The sequence below is a fragment of the Intrasporangium sp. genome (assembly GCF_032907665.1).
GTDB lineage: Bacteria > Actinomycetota > Actinomycetes > Actinomycetales > Dermatophilaceae > Intrasporangium.
This window is the reverse complement of the sequence record NZ_JAJJPG010000076.1, coordinates 1-18,135: the sequence shown is the minus strand read 5'-3', so window position 1 is coordinate 18,135 and position 18,135 is coordinate 1. Positions and strand designations below refer to the sequence as shown.

The window sequence follows — 18,135 nt, the reverse complement described above, 5'->3', positions numbered from 1 at the left end:
GCCGGGTCAAGTTCGCCGGGGCGAAGTTGTGGTGCGGGGGCGCGGGTTCGGGCCGGGCCAAGTTCGCCGGGGCGAAGTTGTGGTGCGGGGGCGGGGGTTCGGGCCGCATCAAGTTCGCCGGGGCGAAGTTCGCGCGCGGAATGGCTCAGGGGGCGAGGAGGGGGAGGGTGACGCCCTCGGCATCGAGCCGACGGGTGAGGGTGTCGGGGTCGATGCCTGCAGATCCACGCAGGGCCACGACGGACCCGTCAGCCGCCCACGCGCTGAGTGAGGTCGCGAGCAGCGACCCCAAGCCGGCGTCGACCGCGACCCTGGGCGCCTCGCCCCACACGGGCTGAGGCACGATGAGGTCGGCATACGGAGTGTCGTGGCCGTCCGCGCTCAGGGCCAGGTCGTCGGGCTCGGGGTCGGCCATCGGCGAGAACTGGTCGCCGTGGGTCAGCAGCTCCTTCGCCTCGTCGATGGCGCCGCCCGCCGCGGCGGCCTCGGGGTGTGACCGGGCCAGGGCGGGCAAGGCCACGAGGATGGCGTCGCCGCCGTGTGCAGCGGCGGCCTCGGGGTCGATCGTGACGAGGACGTCCGCGTCGCCCACGGGCTCGCCGAGGACCACCGTCGCCCCGACCGACCACGTCGCGAGCGCCCAGTAGACCGCTCGCCAGTGGGCCGGTAGGTCGAGACCGACGGTCGTGCCGGGTCCGGCCGCGCAGTCGTCCTGGAGGAGGTTGGCACCCTTGGCGACCCAGTTGGTCAGGACCCGGGCGCTGAGCTCGATGCGCTCGCCATGGGTCGGGCCGGGGCTGTCGTCGTACCACGTGAGACGGGGCCGCCCTGAGTCGCTCGCGACGAGACGGGCCAGCAGATCCGTCGGGAAGGTGGGGTCGCTGGGGGAGCCGGAGCCGGTCATCGGTGGGTTCACTTCTCCTCGTCGCCGGGCGTCGTCCCCGGTGGGGGCTCGGTCAGGGGCTCGTCGTCGCGCAGCGCGTGGAAGAGGTCGAGCGCCCGCTCGGTGTCCCATTTCACGGCGACGCCGGCATTGCCGGTCGGGTAGGCCATGTCGGAGATGGGCACGGTGAGGGAGAGGCCCTCGTCGCCGCTCACCGCGCGCATCGCCTGGAGGATGCGGTAGGCGTCAAGGAGCGACGTCTCCTCGCCGACGGCGACGCCACCTGCGGCCGCGTCGACGAACGTCTTGTAGCGCCAGGGGATGAGCAGCGTGGAGGGCGTGGCGGACTGCTTCATCAGCGCGCCGAGGAACTGACGTTGCCGGGTCGCGCGGCCGATGTCGCCGAGCGGGTCCTCATAGCGGGAGCGGACGTAGCCGAGGGCGTTCTTGCCGTCGAGGACCTGGCAGCCCTTCTTGAGGTCGATCCCCGCCTTGTCGTCCTGCATGTCGCGCGGCACACAGATCTCGACGCCGCCGATGGCGTCGACCATGCCGGCGAAGCCGCCGAGGCCGATCTCGAGGTAGCCGTTGATGTGCAGTCCGGTGACCTGCTCCACCGTCTCGGTGAGCAGCTTCGGGCCGCCGAAGGTGAAGGCTGCGTTGATCTTGTTGCTGCCGTGTCCGGGGATGGGGACGTAGGAGTCGCGCGGGATCGAGATGAGGACCGGTTTGCCGCCGCTCTCGGAGACGTGCACGAGCATGATCGTGTCGGTGCGGTTGCCCTCGGCGCTTCCGGTCTTGAGCTTGCGGCGCTCCGCGTCGCTGAGCCCCTCGCGGCTGTCGGAGCCGACGAGCAGGTAGTTGTGCCCGGAGGTGTCCTCCGGGCGCTGGCCGTCGGGAACGTTGTCGACACGGGCGATGGTGTTCCATGCGGACACCGGGACCCAGATCATGAAGGTGAGCCAGGCGATGACCAGCAGTCCGACCACGAGCAGGGCGACGCGCCCCTTGCGCACCCTGGTCCGCGGTGGGCCCGGTGGTCGGGTCGGTCCCGTCGGTCGAGCCGGACGTCCCGATGATCCAGCCGGACGCGTCGATGCGCCGGCAGGCCGCTCGGGTCGGCGCTTGCGGGTGTCGACGACGTAGACGTCGTCGGACGCGCCGGGGGCGCCGTTGGGCCGGCGTCGGGAGGAGTCAGTCGGCATCGGTGCCCTTCCGGGTCGGCGGCGCGGGGTCTTGGCTGACCGGCTGCTCGCGTGGGAACGCCTCGTGCACCGGCGTCGCCTCGTCGAGGGCGATCCGCCGGGCCAGCCGCGTGTAGCGGATCTCCATCTCACGGAAGCGCTTGAACGTCGTGACGACGAACCCGAAGAAGGCGACGACGAGGCCGTAGAGGATGAGGTCTGCCCCACGCCCGACCCCGAGGAACTGGGCCAGGCTCGTCCAGGTCTTGCTCGGGTCGATGATCGAGTAGATCGCCAGCGCGGCGAGGGCGAGCAGCCCGAGCCGGCGCACGGCTTGGGTGCGCTGACCGCTGCCGGCGAGCAGCCGCCAGGCGATGGCGAGGGTCGCTGCGATGAGCAGGACCTGGATGACGCTCTGCCGACTCATCGCCAGATCAGCTCCGCGAGGATGTTGACGGCGTTCCACAGCGACTGGCCCTTGGCCTTGCTGTAGTCCGTGTAGAGGATGTGCACGGGTGCCTCCGCGTAGCTCACCGGGCGGCCGTCGAAGCGCATGGCCCCGATCTGGGCGACGATCTCCGACGCATGGGCCATCCGGTTCTGGGTGATGTCGAGTCGCTCGACGACGCCGCGATCGAGGACGCGCAGCCCGTTGTGGGCGTCGGTCAGGCGAGTGCCGGTCGTGAGATTGGTGTAGGCGACCGCGGCGCGCAGGACCAGCTTCTTGAGCCCGGAGGCTGCGGTGCGGTCGTCGAGGAAGCGGGAACCGAAGATGACCTGCGTGTCCCCGTGGCGGATGAGGTCGACCATCGCCTCGACGTCCGTGAGCTGGTGCTGACCGTCCGCGTCGAAGGTGACGCAGTAGCGCATGTCGGGGTCGGTCAGCGCGTAGTCGAAGCCGGTCTGCAGGGCGGCCCCCTGCCCGAGGTTGACCGGGTGGCGCACGACGACGGCTCCCGCCTCCTCGGCTCGCTGCGCCGAGTCATCGGTCGAGCCGTCGTCGACGCAGACGACCTTGGGGAAGCGTGTGCGTGCGGTGCGGACGACGTCGCCGATGACCCTCGCCTCGTTGTAGAGCGGCACCACGAGCCACACGTCGTTCCCTTGCATCACCCCCAGAGTAAAGCGGAGCCGCCTGTGCGCTGTCAGCGAGCCACGCAGGCCGTATGCCGCTGGGCTCGCTCCCGCTGACCCACTCCGTCGGCGGGGGGCCGCGTGAACGGGCCGTGGGACGCTCGGGGCTAGAGTCGAGCCGATGACGGACCTGAGGACTGACGAGGTCGTGCCGCCACCGTCCGGCTCGGCCGCCCTGCGTGTCGCGGTCGTGGGGCCGACGCACCCGCACAAGGGCGGGGTGGCGGCCCACACGACGATGCTCGCGCACCACCTCACCGAGGCCGGGCACGACGTGACCCTCGTGTCGTGGGCGCACCTCTACCCGTCGAAGCTGCACCATGCCGACGCGACGGTGCCGCAGGGGGCGCCCGAGGTGCTGCCCTATCCCCGTACCATCCGGGCGCTCAGCTGGGCCCGCCCGGACACGTGGGTGCGGACCGGGCGGCGCCTGCGCGACGTGGACGCCGTCATCGTCGTGCACGTCATGCCGCAGGTCGTGCCTGCGCACCTGGCGCTGCTGCGCGCCGCGGGAGCGGTGCCGGGGCAGCAGGGGCCACGGCCACAGTCCATCGTCGTGTGCCACAACGTCCTCCCGCACGAGACGCGGCCCGGCGACTCGGCGCTCATGCGGCTGCTCTTCGCCCGGGTCGACGCCACGCTCGTCCACAGTGCCGACCAGGCCAGGCTCGCCCACGACCTCGGCGCGCGCCGGGTCTCGGTGGCCGACCTGCCGCCGCACCTGCCCGGCGGCGAGCCGATCACCCGTGGACCGCGCACCGGCCCGACGCGACTGCTCTCGCTCGGCCTGATCCGGGAGTACAAGGGGATCGACGTCCTGTTGCGCGCGATGCGCGAGGTCCCGGACGTGAGCCTGACCATCGCCGGCGAGATCTGGCCCTCACAGCGGGAGGTCATCGAGCGGCTCGTGACCGATCCGCGCCTGGCCGGGCGGGTCGAGCTGCGCGATGGCTACGTGCCGGCCGACGAGCTCGCCGCCCTGCTCGCCGACCATGACGTCCTCGCCCTGCCGTACCGCTCGGCCACCGCGTCCCAGAACGTCATTCTCGGACACGCCCATGGTCTGCCCGTGCTGGCCTCCGACATCGCACCCTTCTCCGGGCAGATCGAGGACGGCGTCAACGGCCTGCTCGTGCCGCCTGAGGACGAGCGGGCCTTCGCCGGGGCCCTGCGCAGGCTCGGGGACCCGCAGGTGCGGGCCCGGCTCGCCGAGGGCGTGCAGACCCCCGACCTGTCCGGGCCATGGGCGCACTACCTCGGCACGATCGAGGCGCTTGCCGCCGACGATGCGGGCCGTGACGTGGAGCGCCTCACCGGTGACCCTGCCGACGGTCGGCCGCCGGACGAGGTCGCGGATGCGGACGACAGCGACGACACCGACGACACCGAGGGGGTCGGTGGCCGGGGATCGCGACGGTCGGGGGCGTCGCGGGCGGGCAGCGCCGCTTCCGACGCCGCAAGGGCGGTCCGAGACCGTGTCCGCGGGCGCGTGCGTGCCAGTGTGCGTGCCAGACGGCCGCTCGTCGAGCTGCATCGTGACGACCTGCCCGAGTGGGTCCTGCCGACCGACGTCCTCGGTGATCCCGCGGAGGCCGAGGACGCCCGGCGACTGGCCCGCTGGCTCGGGCTGCCCCTGTCCCTGGACAAGGTCTCGACGTGGGCGGCCCTGGGCGCGCTCGCCGCGATCCTTCGTGTCCGCGACGACGGACGCCGCAGCGCGATCATCGTCGACGAGACCGGCACGCGCTCGATCCTGTCGCGATGGGCGAGGGCGGTGGGCTTCGCGCCCGTCGAGATCGACTTCACCGGCTCGCATCCCAGTGTCGCAGCCCTCGACGTCGACACGGGCTCGCTCGACGTCATCGTGCGGATCCACCCGCGCGGCTGCGATGCCGACGACGTCGACGAGGTCCTCGAGCAGGCCTCGTGGGCACTGCGCTCCGGGGGACTGCTCATCGTCACGATCCCCATCGGTCCGCTCTCCGCGCCGGGCGCCGTGGGGCCCGCCGACGTCCGCGGCATCCTCGCCCGCGCCCATGACCTCGGCTTCGTCCTCGTCGGCGACCTCGACGGTGACGTCAACGCCCGCATGCGTGAAGCCGGCGCGCGAGCGCGAGCCGACTCAGCGGCATACGGCCTCGTCCGGCTCACCCTGAGGAGGCGCTGAGTGAGCCGCACCCGGCTGCTCACGACGATCCGCGTCGTTGTCGCGGTCGTGACGCTGGCCGCCGTCGTCTACGCCGTGGCGCGGAACTGGGCCGACGTCTCGGTCCACCTCGGCAAGGTCTCGTGGGGCACGTTCGCGTGGTCGACCGTGGCTGCCGCGGTGGGCACGTGGCTGACGATGCTCGGCTGGCGCACCATCCTGCGCGATCTCGGGTCGGACCTGCACCTCGCGCCGGCGACCGGGGTGTACTTCGTGGGCCAGCTCGGCAAGTACCTGCCGGGCTCGCTGTGGTCGGTCCTCGTGCAGGCCGACATCGGCGCCCACCTCAAGGTGCCGCGGCGGCGCACGGCCGTCACGGGCCTGCTCGCGCTCGGGTTCGCCCTCCTCACGGGGGTGCTCGTCGGGCTGCCCGCGGTGACGTTCCTGTTGCGCCGCACGTCCGAGGGGTTCCCGTGGTGGCTGCTGCTCGCCACCCCGATCCTCGTCGTGCTGCTCGTGCCCCGGCTGCTCAACTGGGCCATCGCCATGATGCTGCGCCTGCTCCGACGCGACCCGCTCGACCGCGACCTCTCGGCGGGGGCCGTGCTCAAGTCGGTGGGCATCTTCGTCGTGGTGTGGCTCTGCTTCGGGGTGCACACCCTCCTGCTGGCCCGGGCCGTGGCCGGGGACGCGCCCCACCCGGACCTCGCGACCGCGGCGCTGACCGGCTACGCGCTGTCGGTCTCCCTGGGGATGCTGCTCATCATCCTGCCCGCCGGCCTCGGCGCGCGGGAGGGCCTGCTCACGCTCATCCTGTCGGCCGCGATCCCCACCCCCGCGGCCGCAGCGGTCGCCATCATGTCGCGCTTCATCGTCACGATCGTCGATGTCGCAGCCGCGCTCGCCGGCTGGCTCTACGCCCGATCGCACGACCTGCTCGGCGGGCGGAGGCTTCGCCGGGCCGCGCGAGTGGAGGTGGACGAGGCGAGCGGGACCTAGACCCGCTCGAGGACGAAGACGGGGATGACCCGGTCGGTCTTCTCCTGGTACTCGGCGTAGGGCGGGAAGGCCGCCACGCACACGGGCCACCACTCGTCGCGCTCGTCAGGGGTGAGTTCCCGAGCGCGGACGCGGAAGGTGTCCCTGCCGTCTTGGAGGTCCACCTCGGGGTGGGCGCGCAGGTTGTGCACCCACTGCGGGTGGTCCGGGCTGCCGCCCTGGCTGCCCACCGCGGCGTACACACCGTCGCGCACGACCCGCATCAGCGGGACCTTGCGGATCGCTCCGCTCTTCGCCCCGCGCATCGTCACGAGGACGACCGGCCGGCCGAGGATGTCGACCGACTCGGTCGTGCCCGTCGCCTCGATCTGCTCGACCTGCCGCCGGACCCAGCCGCGCGGACTGGGGACGTAGTCACCGGCCATCGTCAGGCAGCCCCGGGCTCGGGTGCGGAGGACCACGGGAACTGCGTGACGAAGTCCTCGACGACGCCGACGTTGAGGCCGCCGCAGTACTGGCGTTTGCCGGTCTGCTCGCCGATCTCGCCGGTCTGGAGGTTGACGTCCGCCGCCCAGTGGGTCAGCGCGTACTTCTTGCCCTCGGGGAAGGCGCCCCGCGAGCTGTCCCACGGCGTGATGAGGAACTTGTTCTGCGCCTCGGGCATGGCGTTGATGCGCTCCGAGAGCGCCGCGAACTGCGCGGCCTGGCTGTCCTGGAGGGAGGGGTCGTACCAGAGGATCGTGTAACCGTGCTCGAGGTTGTGGACGAGCGCCTCGACCGCGGGGGCGTCGGCGACCGTGTAGACGCGGCGCTCGGACAGGGCCGGCTGGGCGAAGTGCTGACCGCTCGACGGGGGAGCCGTGGCGTAGTCGATGCGCAGCGTGTCGGCGGCTGCGGTGCCCGGCCCGACGTGGTCTGCGGAGCCGGTGGCCGGGTCGTCGATGATCGGGTCACAGGCCGCTGCCGTGACGTCGCCGAGCATGCCCTCGAGGGCGGCGTCCTTCTTGCGCTGTTCGCCGATGACGGCCCAGGCGACGGCGCCGCCGATGAGCGCGAGGACGAGGACGACGGCGCCGAAGACGATCAGTAGCCGCCGGCGCTCGGCCCGCTTGGCCTGGGCTTGCATGGCGGCGACGCGCTCGCGTCGGTCTCGGCTCGTCTCGCGGGCCATCGTTCCTCGTTCCGTGGTCAGGGGAGTGACGGGTCTGCTGTGGAGGTGTTGCATGGGGGTCGCTGCCGTTTGGACCGGATTCAACGACCGGGGTCGAGTGTAGGCGAGACTGTCCGTGTGACCGAGGGGAAGCAGCGGGTCTGGAGGATCGACCGCGAGATCAGCCTCCGTGCCCAGCTCTCAGCCTTCCAGCGGGGTGCCGGTGACCCGACGACGCGCTGGGGAGCGGACGGGTCCTTCGCCCGGGGCGCCCAGACGCCGGACGGTCCCGGGGCCCTGCACCTCACCAGCCGCCCGGCCGAGGCGACGGTCGAGGCCATCGCGTGGGGGCCGGGCGCGGACTGGCTGCTCGAGTCGGTGCCCGACCTGCTCGGGTCGGGCGACGACCCGTCCGGCTTCGAGCCCCGGCACCCGGTCATCGCGGACGCGTGGCGCCGCTTCTCGCACTGGCGCGTCCCGCGCTCCAGGCTCGTCCTGGACGCCCTCGTCCCAGCCGTCATCGAGCAGAAGGTGACCGGGCAGGAGGCCTTCTCCGGCTACCGCCGACTCGTTCGGCGGTTCGGGGAACCGGCGCCCGGCCCCTTCGGAGCTGCGCTGTGGGTGCCGCCGCCGGCCGCGGGCTGGGCCAGGATCCCGTCGTGGGCGTGGCTACAGGCCTCGGTCGACGGAGCCCGGTCACGAGCCGTGGTCGGAGCCGCGCGGGTGGCGGGCCGCCTCGAGCAGTGTGTGGGCCTGACTCTGCCGCAAGCACGCTCGCGCCTGACGGCGCTGCCTGGCATCGGAGTCTGGACGGCGGCCGAGGTGTCGCAGCGGGCCCTCGGCGACGCGGACGCGGTCAGCTTCGGCGACTACCACGTCGCCAAGGACATCGGCTGGGCGCTCATCGGGCGGCCCGTCGACGACGCCCGCCTCGCCGAGCTGCTCGAGCCCTACGCCGGCCACCGCTACCGCGTGCAGCAGCTGCTCGCCCTGGCCGGTCACCGCAGGCCCCGCCGCGGCCACCGGATGGCACCACGCACCCACCTGCCGACGCGCGCCCGCTGAGCCCAGCGGCATACGAGGAAGGGCCACACGCACCGCGCTCTCTGGCCAGGGCAGGTCGCGGCGCTCACCCTTGTGCTGAGGTCACCGGGGGGTCGGGTCAGCCACCTGGAGTGGGACGGGGCACCCGTCGACGACGAGCACCCCGCGCCCGGGCACTCGATGCCGTGCGGGCTCGACTCGGATCCCGAGCAGGTCGCCGTCGGAGGGCGACGCGGGCGACAGGACCACCCCCGTGCCGTGCCGCGCCAGCTCGGGGACGACGCCGCGGTAGAGGCTCGGAGCGCGGCGGGTGTCGACAGCGGCCACGCACCAGGCGCCGGTGCGCTCGAGGTCGTGGAGGGCGTCGAGGACGACAGGCTCGACCGGGGTGCCGTCGAGCCCCTCGGCGTCGTCGACGAGCAGCGACAGGTCGGGGTGCGCCTGCCGCAGCTCTCCGAGCCGGTGGCCGTCGCCGGCCGGCACGAGCTGGAGGAGCGGTATGCCGCTGAGCCAGCTCACCGGGGTGCGCCGGGTCGCGATCAGGGCCGTTGGACGCCCGGCGCTTGCGAGCTGGCGGGCGATGGTGGCCAGGGCGGTGGTCCGGCCGCTTCGGGGGCCGCCGACAATGACGGCGCGGCGCCCGTGTCGGTCGGCGTCGAAGCCCACCGGGCTTGCGTCGTCTCCTCCCAGGCCGATGCTGAGCCGGTCCGGACTTGGCGCGGGCAGCTCGTCCCACTCGACGGTGGGAGGGAGCGGCACGACGCGCCACGGCAGCCGGGCACGGTCGGCCTCCGAACCGTTGTCCCGCACGGGATCAGTCCCGCTGTCACCGGCGACGTCATGGGTTGAGCGGAGCAGCGCGGCGAGCTCGGCGGTGGCGCGCCGCTGCGCGTCGTCCGTCGCCGCGCTGCCGACGTGGGCGAGCTGGACGTGGTGTCCGGTCGCGACGTCGATCGCCCGGCCGACGCCGCGGTGTCCGCGTGACTGGGCGGGGGAGAGCCCGGCGAGGGTGAGGTCGATCGGATCGGGCATCGGCAGCACGAGCCGGCGTTGGACGACGCCGGCGAGGCGTCCCGAGAGGACGGCGCGGCCACCGGTCACGACGAGGCGGATGCCGGAGGCGAGGCCGTCGCGAGCCAGTCTCAGCAGGGACTCCGTCGGGGCCCCGTGGTCCACGGCCTCGAAGGCGTCCTCGATGGCCTCCCAGCCATCCAGGAGGAGGACGACGAGGGGCTCCGTGCCGGACTCAGGCCTCCGCACCCGCCGTCCGAGGCCCTCGACGACACGGTCGACGAGTCGCGCCGCGACCCATGGGTCCGCGGTGTTCGCGACGGTCCCGACCTGGGGGAGGGAGGCGAGGTCCTGGAGGGACCCCGGGGTCCCCTCGATGACCTGGAGGTGCAGGGAAGTAGGCGTCCAGTCCTCGGCGAGGCCGACGGCGAGCGTCCGGAGCAGGGTCGAGCGACCAGTGCCGGCTCCGCCCGCCACAGCGAGATTGCCGTCCGTCGCTGGGTGCCAGGTGAAAGGTGGCTGCGACTGGGCTTCTGGCTGGTCCTCGAGGCCGAGCACCACGGCGCGAGGGACCCCCGGGCGACTCACGGGAGGGTTCACGGGAACGGTGCCGGGACGATCCACTGGTCGGTCCCGGACGCCCTCGGCACGCACGAGCCGGTCCCGCGGGATGGTGCTCGGCAGCGGAGGCAGCCACGGGGAGTCCGGCGCGGTGAGCCCGAGCCTCGCGGCCGCAGCCTGGGCGGCGGCCACGACTGCCTCGAGCTCGGTGGTGCCGCGCCTCGCGATATGTCGGTCCGGGCCCGGGAACGGGCGACCGAGATCCGTCCACGTCAGCGGCATGACCCGGAGGGGTGGACGCGTCGAGGTGTGGGCCGGGGCGAGCACCGCTCCCGCGTAGGCGGTCTGGACCTCGACGAGCCGCTCCCCGGCGGTGCGGAGCCAGGCCCGCCCCGGGGTCCGGTCACTGATTCGGGCGGCAGCAGGAGCCTCGATGACGTCGTCGCTGTCCGACCGGTCCCGGACCCGGAGCGCGATCCGGAGCGAGACGTTGGCGCGCATGTCACCGGTGATGATCCCCGCGGGACGCTGGGTCGCGAGGACGAGGTGCACGCCGAGGCTGCGGCCCACGGCGGCGATGCGCACGAGACCTTCGACGAAGTCGGGCAGCTCGTCGGCCAGGACCTTGAACTCGTCGACGACGAGCACGAGCCGCGGGACCGGCCGGAGGTCGGGACGGGTCTCCCGAAGGCGGCGGTAGTCACTGAGGTCCTTCGCTCCGGCCGCCGCGAGGAGGGCCTCGCGCCGCTTGAGCTCGGCGCGGAGCGACACCAGGGCTCGCTCCGTGAGGTGCTCGTCGAGGTCGGTCACCACACCGAGGACGTGAGGGAGCCCAGCGCAGCCCGCGAAGGCCGAGCCGCCCTTGTAGTCCACGAGGACGAAGGCGAGCTCGTCGGGCCGGGTGCCCACGGCGAGGCCGGCGACGAGCGTCTGGAGCAGCTCGGACTTGCCGGAGCCGGTGGTCCCTCCGACGAGGCAGTGCGGTCCGTCCTGGGCCAAGTCGATGACAAAGGGCCCCTCCCGTCCCACACCGAGGACGGCGGTCGGTCGGTCGTTCGGCGACGTCCACTCCCTGACGAGCTCGTCTGCCACGGTCGGGTCCAGCCCCGCGAGTCGGTGGACCTCGCGCAGTCCGATCGACCCGGGCAGTGGCGCGGCCCCGGCCTCGGGTGTCGCGTCCTCGAGGGGGGCCAGCGAGCGAGAGACCGATTCGAGCCACCCCCGGCGGGGCAGGTCGGGAATGATCTCCAGGATCGGCGCGTCGGCGACGTGGAGCCGGCCTCGCGGTGCGGGGTCATCGGCGACGACGAGCTGGGCCCGGCACTCTGCAGGCAGGCGCTCCGCGGCGTCGTCGATCGCGATGACGTGCACGCCGGACCCCTCGGGCGCGTGGAGCACCTCGGCGACACCCGGGCGCCGCCTCAGCTCAGCGGCGCCGTCGAGAACGACGACGTAGCGAGGAAGGCCGTCGCCGCGCCGTGGGTTGACCGCGCTGGGATCGGGGCGCCCGCTCACCACAGCCACGAGCTCCTCGATGCGCGCGGCGAGAATGGTCTCATCCCGGGTCGACGCGACGGCCGCCACCGGCCCTGTCAGGTCGCCCGCCGCATGAGGGAGTCGACTTGCCCATGCCCAGTCCTGCTCGGCCGTGGCAACGGCGGAGATGACGACCAGGCGAGTCGTGCGCGGCGAGTGCCAGATCGCCGTCTGGGCAACGAGGCTGCTCGCCACCGCGAGCGCTCGCGCACGAGGGCCGGCCACGCCGACGACATGCGCGGACCGGAGGTCGACGACAGCGGGGACGTCCCGGACGGCCGGCGCCGTCACGGGGTCGTCCGGTCGCTCGACGCTCGTCCTCGCCGGCTGGTCACCGGTGCCCACCCGGACGACGAGGTCATCGGGATCACCTGGACGGCGCTCCCAGATCCGCGCATCCCGATGGCGGGCGATCGCTCCCGCGACCGCGAGGTCCGGCTGCTCGTCGTGGCGGACCCGTGCCTCGTCGAGGAGTGCTTCGTCGAGCCGCGCCTCTGCCCTTGCCATGCCACGGGCGTGTTCCGCGAGCTCGGCGCGGTAGGACACCCGCCCGTGCCGTCGGTCACCCCACCACTGCGCGAGGAGCATGACCGGCGACAACAGGGCGAAGAGAAGCATCACGGGCGACTGCAGGACCACCGCGAGCCCCACCGAGAGGGCGAGTGGCGCCACCGCCGCGATGACGGGCGCACGTGCGCCCTGCGGGCGGGTGGGCGCCGCCGGGAAGCGGATCGTGGCTGGGTCGGCCGAGGGGACGAAGCGCGGCCGGCGGTTGATCCACACCACGCCACCGGAGCACTTCGCGGCAGCGGGTGTCGTCTCCGGGCGCCGGACCACAAGAGTGGTCGACGCGAGCCTGACCCGCATGCCCGGGCCGAGAAGGGCACCTTCCGCAGGCAGGGGACAGCCGTCGAGGCGCGTCGGGTTGGCCGGGTCGAGGTCGCGCACGTGGATCCCCTCATCGTCGACCGTGACGACGGCGTGCGCTCGCGAGACGCCGGGGTCGTCGAGCCTGACGCTGCACGAGGCCGCCCTCCCGACCACGTGGTCGCCACGCCGGAGGTGGAGAATGCGGCCTGCACCCGGACCGCCCACGACGTGCACCTCGACGAGCGCCCCCGAGCCCAGCGGCATACGGCCTCGTCCTGTGTCGGACGGAGTGGCTGGGGCGGCCCGCAACAGAGCCCCGCGCAGGAGCCGCCCCTCGCCGAGCACATCGTCGTCCGAGACCTGGTGGCCGTCCACGGTGAACTCGTCGCACGGCCCGTCGAGGAGAGCCGCCAGGTGAGGGCGAACCTCGCCGAAGGTGCGGCGCGCCTCGGCGTCGAGGGTGGCGTCGCCGCCGTCTTCGCCGGTGTCGATGACGATGTCACGCAGCCCCGGCACGCTCGGGTCGACCAGACCCATCCGAATCCGCATCCCGCTCCTTCCCAACGCCCGTCGAGAACACCTTGGCGTCGTCGAGCGGCTGGTGATCGCAGTTATCCACAGCTGGATCGAGGCAGCCCCGATGGCGGCCCGCGAACGTCTACTGTTTCGACGCGACGGATCGGACATATCAGGGCAGGATGGGCGCCGGTCAGTGGACTTCAGGGGGACGAGTGTCGACACAGCAGGCGGTTCGCCACGTCGAGGGCGAGGTCAGGGAGCTGATCCGACGCACCGGTCTCGACCCGGCGCGCGACAGCCGGGAGGTGCGTCGACTCGTCCAGGACGCGGTCCAGGACTATGACGAGCGCTCACTCCATGGGGGTCTGCCGCAGCTGGGAGACACTCGAGCCGCTGTCCACTCGATCCTCGCCGTCGTCGCCGGCTACGGCCCATTGCAGCAGTACTTCGACGACCCGGCGGTAGAAGAGATCTGGATCAACGAACCGAGCAAGGTCTTCGTCGCCCGGGGAGGGGTCGCGGAGCTCACGCCGACCATCCTCACCTCCGACGATGTTCGCGACCTCGTCGAGCGCATGCTCAAGACCAGTGGCCGGCGTGTCGATCTCAGCTCGCCGTTCGTCGACGCTACCCTCCCGGACGGATCCCGCCTGCACGTCGTCATTCCGGACATCAGCCGCACCCACTGGCAGGTCAACATCCGCAAGTTCGTCGTCAAGGCGGACCACCTCGATGACCTCGTGCGCCTCGGCTCACTCACGAGGCAGGCGGGCGACTTCCTGGCGGCAGCGGTGTCGAGCGGTCTCAACATCCTCGTGGCCGGCGGCACCCAGGCGGGCAAGACCACCCTCCTCAACTGCCTTGCGGCCGCAGTCCCGCCACGCGAGCGCGTCGTCACCTGCGAGGAGGTGTTCGAGCTGAGGCTCCCTCTCCGTGACGTCGCGGCCATGCAGTGTCGACAGCCGAGCCTCGAGGGGACCGGAGAGGTGCCGCTTCGCCGACTGGTCAAGGAGGCGCTGCGGATGCGGCCCTCGAGGATCATTGTCGGCGAGGTTCGTCAGGAGGAGAGCCTCGACCTGCTCATCGCGTTGAACAGCGGCGTTCCGGGGATGTGCACGGTCCACGCCAACAGCGCACGCGAAGCGGTGACGAAGATGTGCACGCTGCCGCTGCTCGCCGGGGAGAACGTCTCCGCTGGCTTCGTCGTGCCCACTGTCGCCGCGTCCGTCGACCTTGTCGTCCATATGGCCCTGGAGCGCGATGGGAGCCGAAGGGTCAGGGAGATCGTGGCAGTGCCGGGCCGCGTCGAGGGTGATGTCATCGAGATCGCCGACCTCTTCGTGAGCCGGGACGGGGTGCTCCGGAGGGCGGATGGCTTCCCGCCCCACCGAGAAGCCTTCGAGCGAGCGGGCCATGACGTCGTTGCCCTTCTTGCGCAAGGGAGCTCGTGATGTCGCCCCTGATTGTCGGCCTGCTCTTCGGCGCTGGGGTGTTCTGCATCTACTGGTCGTTCTGGCCTCAGGACGCGGGATCCACGACGAAGGACCGCGGGCGAGTCGGCTTCGTCACCGAGCTCCGCGACCACCTGAACCAGGCGGGATACACGACGGTCACTCCGACGAACGTCATCGTTGGCTCCGCCGTGTTGTTCATCGCTGTCTTCCTCGCCTTCATCGTCGCGACCTCCGTCGTGCCGATCGCCCTGTGCTTCGGGACTATCGCGGCACTGACCCCGATCTCCATGATCCGGATGAGAGCCCGGCGACAGCGAAGCAGACTGCGGGACCTGTGGCCTGACGTCGTCGACAACATCACCTCCGGTGTGCGTGCCGGTCTCGCCCTCCCCGAAGCCTTGGCCCAGATCGCCGTTCGTGGCCCCGAGGAGCTGCGGCCGGCCTTTGCCGGCTTCGCAGAGGACTACCGGGCCACGGGACGGTTCCACGACTGCCTGGACCGGCTCAAGGACTCCCTGAGCGACCCGGTGGCCGATCGGCTGGTCGAGTCGCTGCGCATCGCGCGGGAGGTCGGAGGCAGTGATCTCGGCAAGCTGCTCCGGACGTTGTCTGCCTTTCTGCGCGAGGATGCACGCACCCGCGCGGAGCTCGAGACCCGTCAGAGCTGGACGGTGAACGCGGCCCGTCTGGCCGTCGCGGCCCCGTGGATCGTCCTCGCGATGCTCGCTCTGCGCGGCGGATCCTTGCAGGCGTACGCATTGCCCGCGGGTTGGTTCATCCTTGCGGCTGGCACAGGCGTGTGCGTTGTCGCCTATCGGCTCATGGTGTGGATCGGCAGGCTGCCGGAGGAGGAGCGGGTGCTGCGGTGAACGCGTCTGTCGATGTCGTGTCCGGGATCATCAGCGGCCGGTGGTCGTGGGCAGGGGCCGCTGTCGGGGTGACACTGCTCGCGGGGGTGTCGCTCGTCGTGGCGCGACTGCCGCCGCGCAGGCGTGCCGGCCTCGAGGCGCGGCTCGGCCCGTACCTGCGCGACGCGGCCCTTCCATCGAGGCTGCTCGGTCCACCCAGGCCGTCTCCGGGGTTCTTCGGCCTGGGCGAGATCCTCGCGCCCTCGCTCCGTCGCCTCGGCGAGGTGATGGAGCGGGCCCTCGGCGGAGCGCCATCGGTCGCGCGTCGGCAACTGCGCGCCGGGCGACCGGCGGACGTCGAGGGGTTCCGGGCAGAGCAGGTGATCTGTGCCGTGGCCGGTGGGATCGCTGGACTCGTCGGTAGCGGCGTGCTAGCCATGGCCAAGCGTGAGCTCTCAGTGCCCGTCGCCGTCCTGCTCATCGTCATCGGGGCGATGCTCGGAGCGATCCTGCGCGACTACGCACTCAGCTACACCGCGAGACGTCGTGAGCAGCGCATGCTGGCCGAGTTCCCCACGGTTGCCGAGCTCCTCGCCTTGGCAGTCAGTGCCGGAGAGGGCGCCACCGGCGCGCTGGAGAGGGTCTGCCGGCTGTCCGGTGGTGAGCTCGCGGACGAGCTGCGGCGGTGCCTCGCCGACGCGCGAGCCGGCGCGAACCTGCCCACCGCCCTGCAAGGTCTCGCTGACCGGACCGGACTGCCGAGCCTGAGCCGTTTTGTCGACGGCATCGTCATTGCCGTGGAACGGGGGACGCCTCTGGCAGAGGTCCTGCGCGCCCAGGCCCAGGACGTCCGCGAGGACGGGCGACGCGTCCTCATGGAGCAGGGCGGCAAACGGGAGATCCTCATGATGGTCCCGGTTGTCTTCCTGATCTTGCCGGTGACCGTGCTCTTCGCGATCTATCCCGGCCTCAGCTTCCTCCGTTTTGAGCTCTGAACGCGCAGCCGCTGCATCACCACAACCGGGAACCAGGAGGAGTCATGATGCGCACCACAACGAGGTCGACATCGGCACGGATCGTCAGGAGGGCGGCCGCGAGGGTGACAGTCCGGCTGTGCAGCCCCTCGGACCGCGGGGACGTGCCGGGCTGGGTGCTCATCACCCTCATGACTGCCGGACTCGTGACCCTGCTGTGGGCCGTGGCAGGCGACCAGCTCGAGGCGCTCTTCACGGACGCCATCGGAAGCGTGTCCGGCCCGAGCGGCCCCTGAGCGCGTGGTCATCGTGCGGCCCGTCAGGGCGCGACACCTGGCGGTGCGGTGCCGGCACCGGGATGACGGATCGGCGATTGCCGAGTTCGTCATGGTCGCGGCGCTGCTGCTCTTCGTCGTCCTCGCGGTGCTGCAGCTCGGGATCGCCCTCTACGTCCGCAACACCCTCATTGCCGCCGCGTCAGAGGGCGCCCGGTTCGGCGCTCGGGCCGATGTGAGCCCGGCGGATGGTGCAGCCCGAGCAGCAAGCCTGATCACGTCAGCGTTGAATGAGTCGTTTGCCTCGGAGGTCTCGGCGGTGACCACGACAACCCCCGAGGGCATCAGGGTGGTCGTGGTGAACGTCGTCGCGCCGCTGCCCCTGCTCGGACCCATCGGACCGGCGGGCGGGTTGACCGTGCACGGACGTGCGTTCAGCGAGGAGCAGGTGTCCGCGCCGACACGTGTCACGGCACCATGACCTCGGTGACCGTGAGCCACGGACGAGTCGAACGGGGCCGCGCCGTGGTCGAGTTCGTCTTCCTCGGGATCCTGCTGCTCCTGCCCCTGACCTATCTCGTCCTGACCTTGGCGCGGATCCAGAGCGCTGCCTTCTCGGCGTCCCTCGCCGGACGTGAGGCCGGCCGGGCCTTCGTCACGGCGACCGATGACGAGCTGGGCCATGCCCGGGCGCAAGCTGCGGCGAGGGTGGCCTTCGAGGACTTCGGCTTCGGCCGGGGGGTGACGCTGACCGTCGGCTGCGATGGCACACCGTGCCTGCGGCCCGACGGCGTGGTCACTGCCACTGCCGTCATCGACGTGCCGCTGCCACTCGTCCCGGACTTCCTCGCAGGCAGTCTGCCGACGTCGGTGACGATCTCATCGACTCACGTCTCCACGGTCGACAGGTACGTGGCGCGATGACAGGCCGGCCGATGGCGAATCAGTTCACCGAAAGGAGGAGGGATGACGGGCAGATCGCCGTCCTCGTGCTCGGGCTCTTCGTCGTGGTGCTGGTCTTCATCCTGGGGGCGATCGATGTCACCTCAGCCCAGCTGGCACGGATGCGACTGCTCGACACCGCCGACTCGATCGCTCTGGGCGCTGCCGACGCGCTCGACACGCGCGGGGTCTACGGGGGTGGCCTCGAGGGGCCGCTGGTGCTGACCGACGAGTCCGTCCACGAGGCGGCCCAGGGCCAACTGGCACGCACCCCTCGACCGCCGGGGATCAGCGGCTGGTCCCTCGTCGACCCCACCGGCACCCCTGACGGCGCCACCGCAGAGGTGACGCTGCGCGGGCACGCGACCCTGCCGATGACCGGCTGGATCCTCGAGTCGCTGGGGGGTGAGGTCACGATCACGGTCACCTCGCGCGCCCGGGCATCGCTTGACTGACCAGCCTGCCGACCCTGCCGCCCTCCGGCTCGACTCGCACCGGCGCAACACCATCTTTCCCGTCACGCCACGTGGGATGGACGTCGTGCGCACCCGCGCGACACCAGCGCTCTGACACACTGAGTCGAGCAGCTCCCGGAGGGGCCACCC

Annotated in this window: 17 protein-coding genes; 10 read left to right on the top strand and 7 right to left on the bottom strand. The window is 71.9% G+C overall.

All coding sequences use genetic code 11. The features are described 5' to 3' along the window. Nucleotides 1-145: 145 nt before the first annotated feature. The 4 genes from LOY02_RS12200 to LOY02_RS12185 all read right to left on the bottom strand — a co-directional run bounded on the left by LOY02_RS12200 (nucleotide 146) and on the right by LOY02_RS12185 (nucleotide 3,177). Nucleotides 146-916 carry a TIGR03089 family protein gene (locus LOY02_RS12200; protein ID WP_317182631.1) on the bottom strand — a complete coding sequence of 257 codons (771 nt, stop codon included), beginning with the start codon at nucleotides 914-916 and terminating at the stop codon, nucleotides 146-148. Beyond that, the gene (locus LOY02_RS12195; RefSeq protein WP_317182630.1) at nucleotides 913-1,899 is read right to left on the bottom strand and encodes an LCP family protein; all 987 of its coding nucleotides are present in this window, start codon (nucleotides 1,897-1,899) and stop codon (nucleotides 913-915) included. The genes LOY02_RS12200 and LOY02_RS12195 overlap by 4 nt, the downstream gene beginning before the upstream one ends. A gap of 178 nt (nucleotides 1,900-2,077) precedes the next feature. Beyond that, the gene (locus LOY02_RS12190; RefSeq protein ID WP_317182629.1) at nucleotides 2,078-2,494 is read right to left on the bottom strand and encodes a DUF2304 domain-containing protein; all 417 of its coding nucleotides are present in this window, start codon (nucleotides 2,492-2,494) and stop codon (nucleotides 2,078-2,080) included. Further along, complete coding sequence (locus LOY02_RS12185) at nucleotides 2,491-3,177, bottom strand: glycosyltransferase family 2 protein (protein WP_317182628.1); 687 nt, start codon at nucleotides 3,175-3,177, stop codon at nucleotides 2,491-2,493. The genes LOY02_RS12190 and LOY02_RS12185 overlap by 4 nt, the downstream gene beginning before the upstream one ends. A gap of 145 nt (nucleotides 3,178-3,322) precedes the next feature. Here LOY02_RS12185 and LOY02_RS12180 point away from each other — a divergent pair, with 145 nt between their 5' ends. Next, nucleotides 3,323-5,368: a glycosyltransferase family 4 protein gene (locus LOY02_RS12180; protein WP_317182627.1), complete on the top strand. Its 2,046-nt coding sequence runs from the start codon at nucleotides 3,323-3,325 to the stop codon at nucleotides 5,366-5,368. Then, nucleotides 5,369-6,346 (top strand): lysylphosphatidylglycerol synthase domain-containing protein, encoded by a 978-nt coding sequence (locus tag LOY02_RS12175; RefSeq protein WP_317182626.1) that lies wholly within the window; start codon nucleotides 5,369-5,371, stop codon nucleotides 6,344-6,346. On the opposite strand, the gene LOY02_RS12170 is transcribed toward LOY02_RS12175, so the two are convergent. After that, entirely contained in the window at nucleotides 6,343-6,807 is a 465-nt protein-coding gene (locus tag LOY02_RS12170; RefSeq protein ID WP_410505948.1) for a nitroreductase family deazaflavin-dependent oxidoreductase, read from the bottom strand. The genes LOY02_RS12175 and LOY02_RS12170 overlap by 4 nt on opposite strands. Next, the gene (locus LOY02_RS12165) at nucleotides 6,774-7,517 is read right to left on the bottom strand and encodes a DUF3105 domain-containing protein (RefSeq protein ID WP_317182625.1); all 744 of its coding nucleotides are present in this window, start codon (nucleotides 7,515-7,517) and stop codon (nucleotides 6,774-6,776) included. The genes LOY02_RS12170 and LOY02_RS12165 overlap by 34 nt, the downstream gene beginning before the upstream one ends. A 117-nt stretch (nucleotides 7,518-7,634) precedes the next feature. On the opposite strand from LOY02_RS12165, the gene LOY02_RS12160 reads away from it, so the two are divergent. After that, entirely contained in the window at nucleotides 7,635-8,561 is a 927-nt protein-coding gene (locus tag LOY02_RS12160) for a DNA-3-methyladenine glycosylase 2 family protein (protein WP_317182624.1), read from the top strand. Between the two features lie 81 nt (nucleotides 8,562-8,642). Here LOY02_RS12160 and LOY02_RS12155 read toward each other — a convergent pair whose 3' ends face one another. Beyond that, on the bottom strand, nucleotides 8,643-13,067 hold the full coding sequence (locus LOY02_RS12155) for an FtsK/SpoIIIE domain-containing protein (RefSeq protein ID WP_317182623.1): 4,425 nt from the start codon (nucleotides 13,065-13,067) through the stop codon (nucleotides 8,643-8,645). Between the two features lie 182 nt (nucleotides 13,068-13,249). Between LOY02_RS12155 and LOY02_RS12150 the strand changes: the two genes are divergently transcribed. From LOY02_RS12150 to LOY02_RS12120, 7 genes are read left to right on the top strand one after another with little or no spacing between them, the layout of a single operon-like run. Next, nucleotides 13,250-14,488: a CpaF family protein gene (locus LOY02_RS12150; RefSeq protein WP_317182622.1), complete on the top strand. Its 1,239-nt coding sequence runs from the start codon at nucleotides 13,250-13,252 to the stop codon at nucleotides 14,486-14,488. After that, nucleotides 14,488-15,360, top strand: coding sequence for a type II secretion system F family protein (locus LOY02_RS12145; RefSeq protein ID WP_317182621.1), 873 nt, complete (start codon nucleotides 14,488-14,490; stop codon nucleotides 15,358-15,360). Before LOY02_RS12150 ends, LOY02_RS12145 begins: the two co-directional genes overlap by 1 nt. Then, nucleotides 15,357-16,334 (top strand): type II secretion system F family protein, encoded by a 978-nt coding sequence (locus LOY02_RS12140; RefSeq protein WP_317182620.1) that lies wholly within the window; start codon nucleotides 15,357-15,359, stop codon nucleotides 16,332-16,334. Before LOY02_RS12145 ends, LOY02_RS12140 begins: the two co-directional genes overlap by 4 nt. 47 nt (nucleotides 16,335-16,381) lie before the next feature. Next, entirely contained in the window at nucleotides 16,382-16,609 is a 228-nt protein-coding gene (locus LOY02_RS12135; protein ID WP_410505949.1) for a hypothetical protein, read from the top strand. A gap of 4 nt (nucleotides 16,610-16,613) precedes the next feature. After that, nucleotides 16,614-17,069: a TadE/TadG family type IV pilus assembly protein gene (locus tag LOY02_RS12130; protein WP_317182618.1), complete on the top strand. Its 456-nt coding sequence runs from the start codon at nucleotides 16,614-16,616 to the stop codon at nucleotides 17,067-17,069. Then, entirely contained in the window at nucleotides 17,066-17,512 is a 447-nt protein-coding gene (locus tag LOY02_RS12125; RefSeq protein WP_410505947.1) for a pilus assembly protein, read from the top strand. The genes LOY02_RS12130 and LOY02_RS12125 overlap by 4 nt, the downstream gene beginning before the upstream one ends. Before the next feature lie 11 nt (nucleotides 17,513-17,523). After that, nucleotides 17,524-17,985: a pilus assembly protein TadG-related protein gene (locus tag LOY02_RS12120; RefSeq protein ID WP_317182616.1), complete on the top strand. Its 462-nt coding sequence runs from the start codon at nucleotides 17,524-17,526 to the stop codon at nucleotides 17,983-17,985. Nucleotides 17,986-18,135 lie beyond the last annotated feature (150 nt).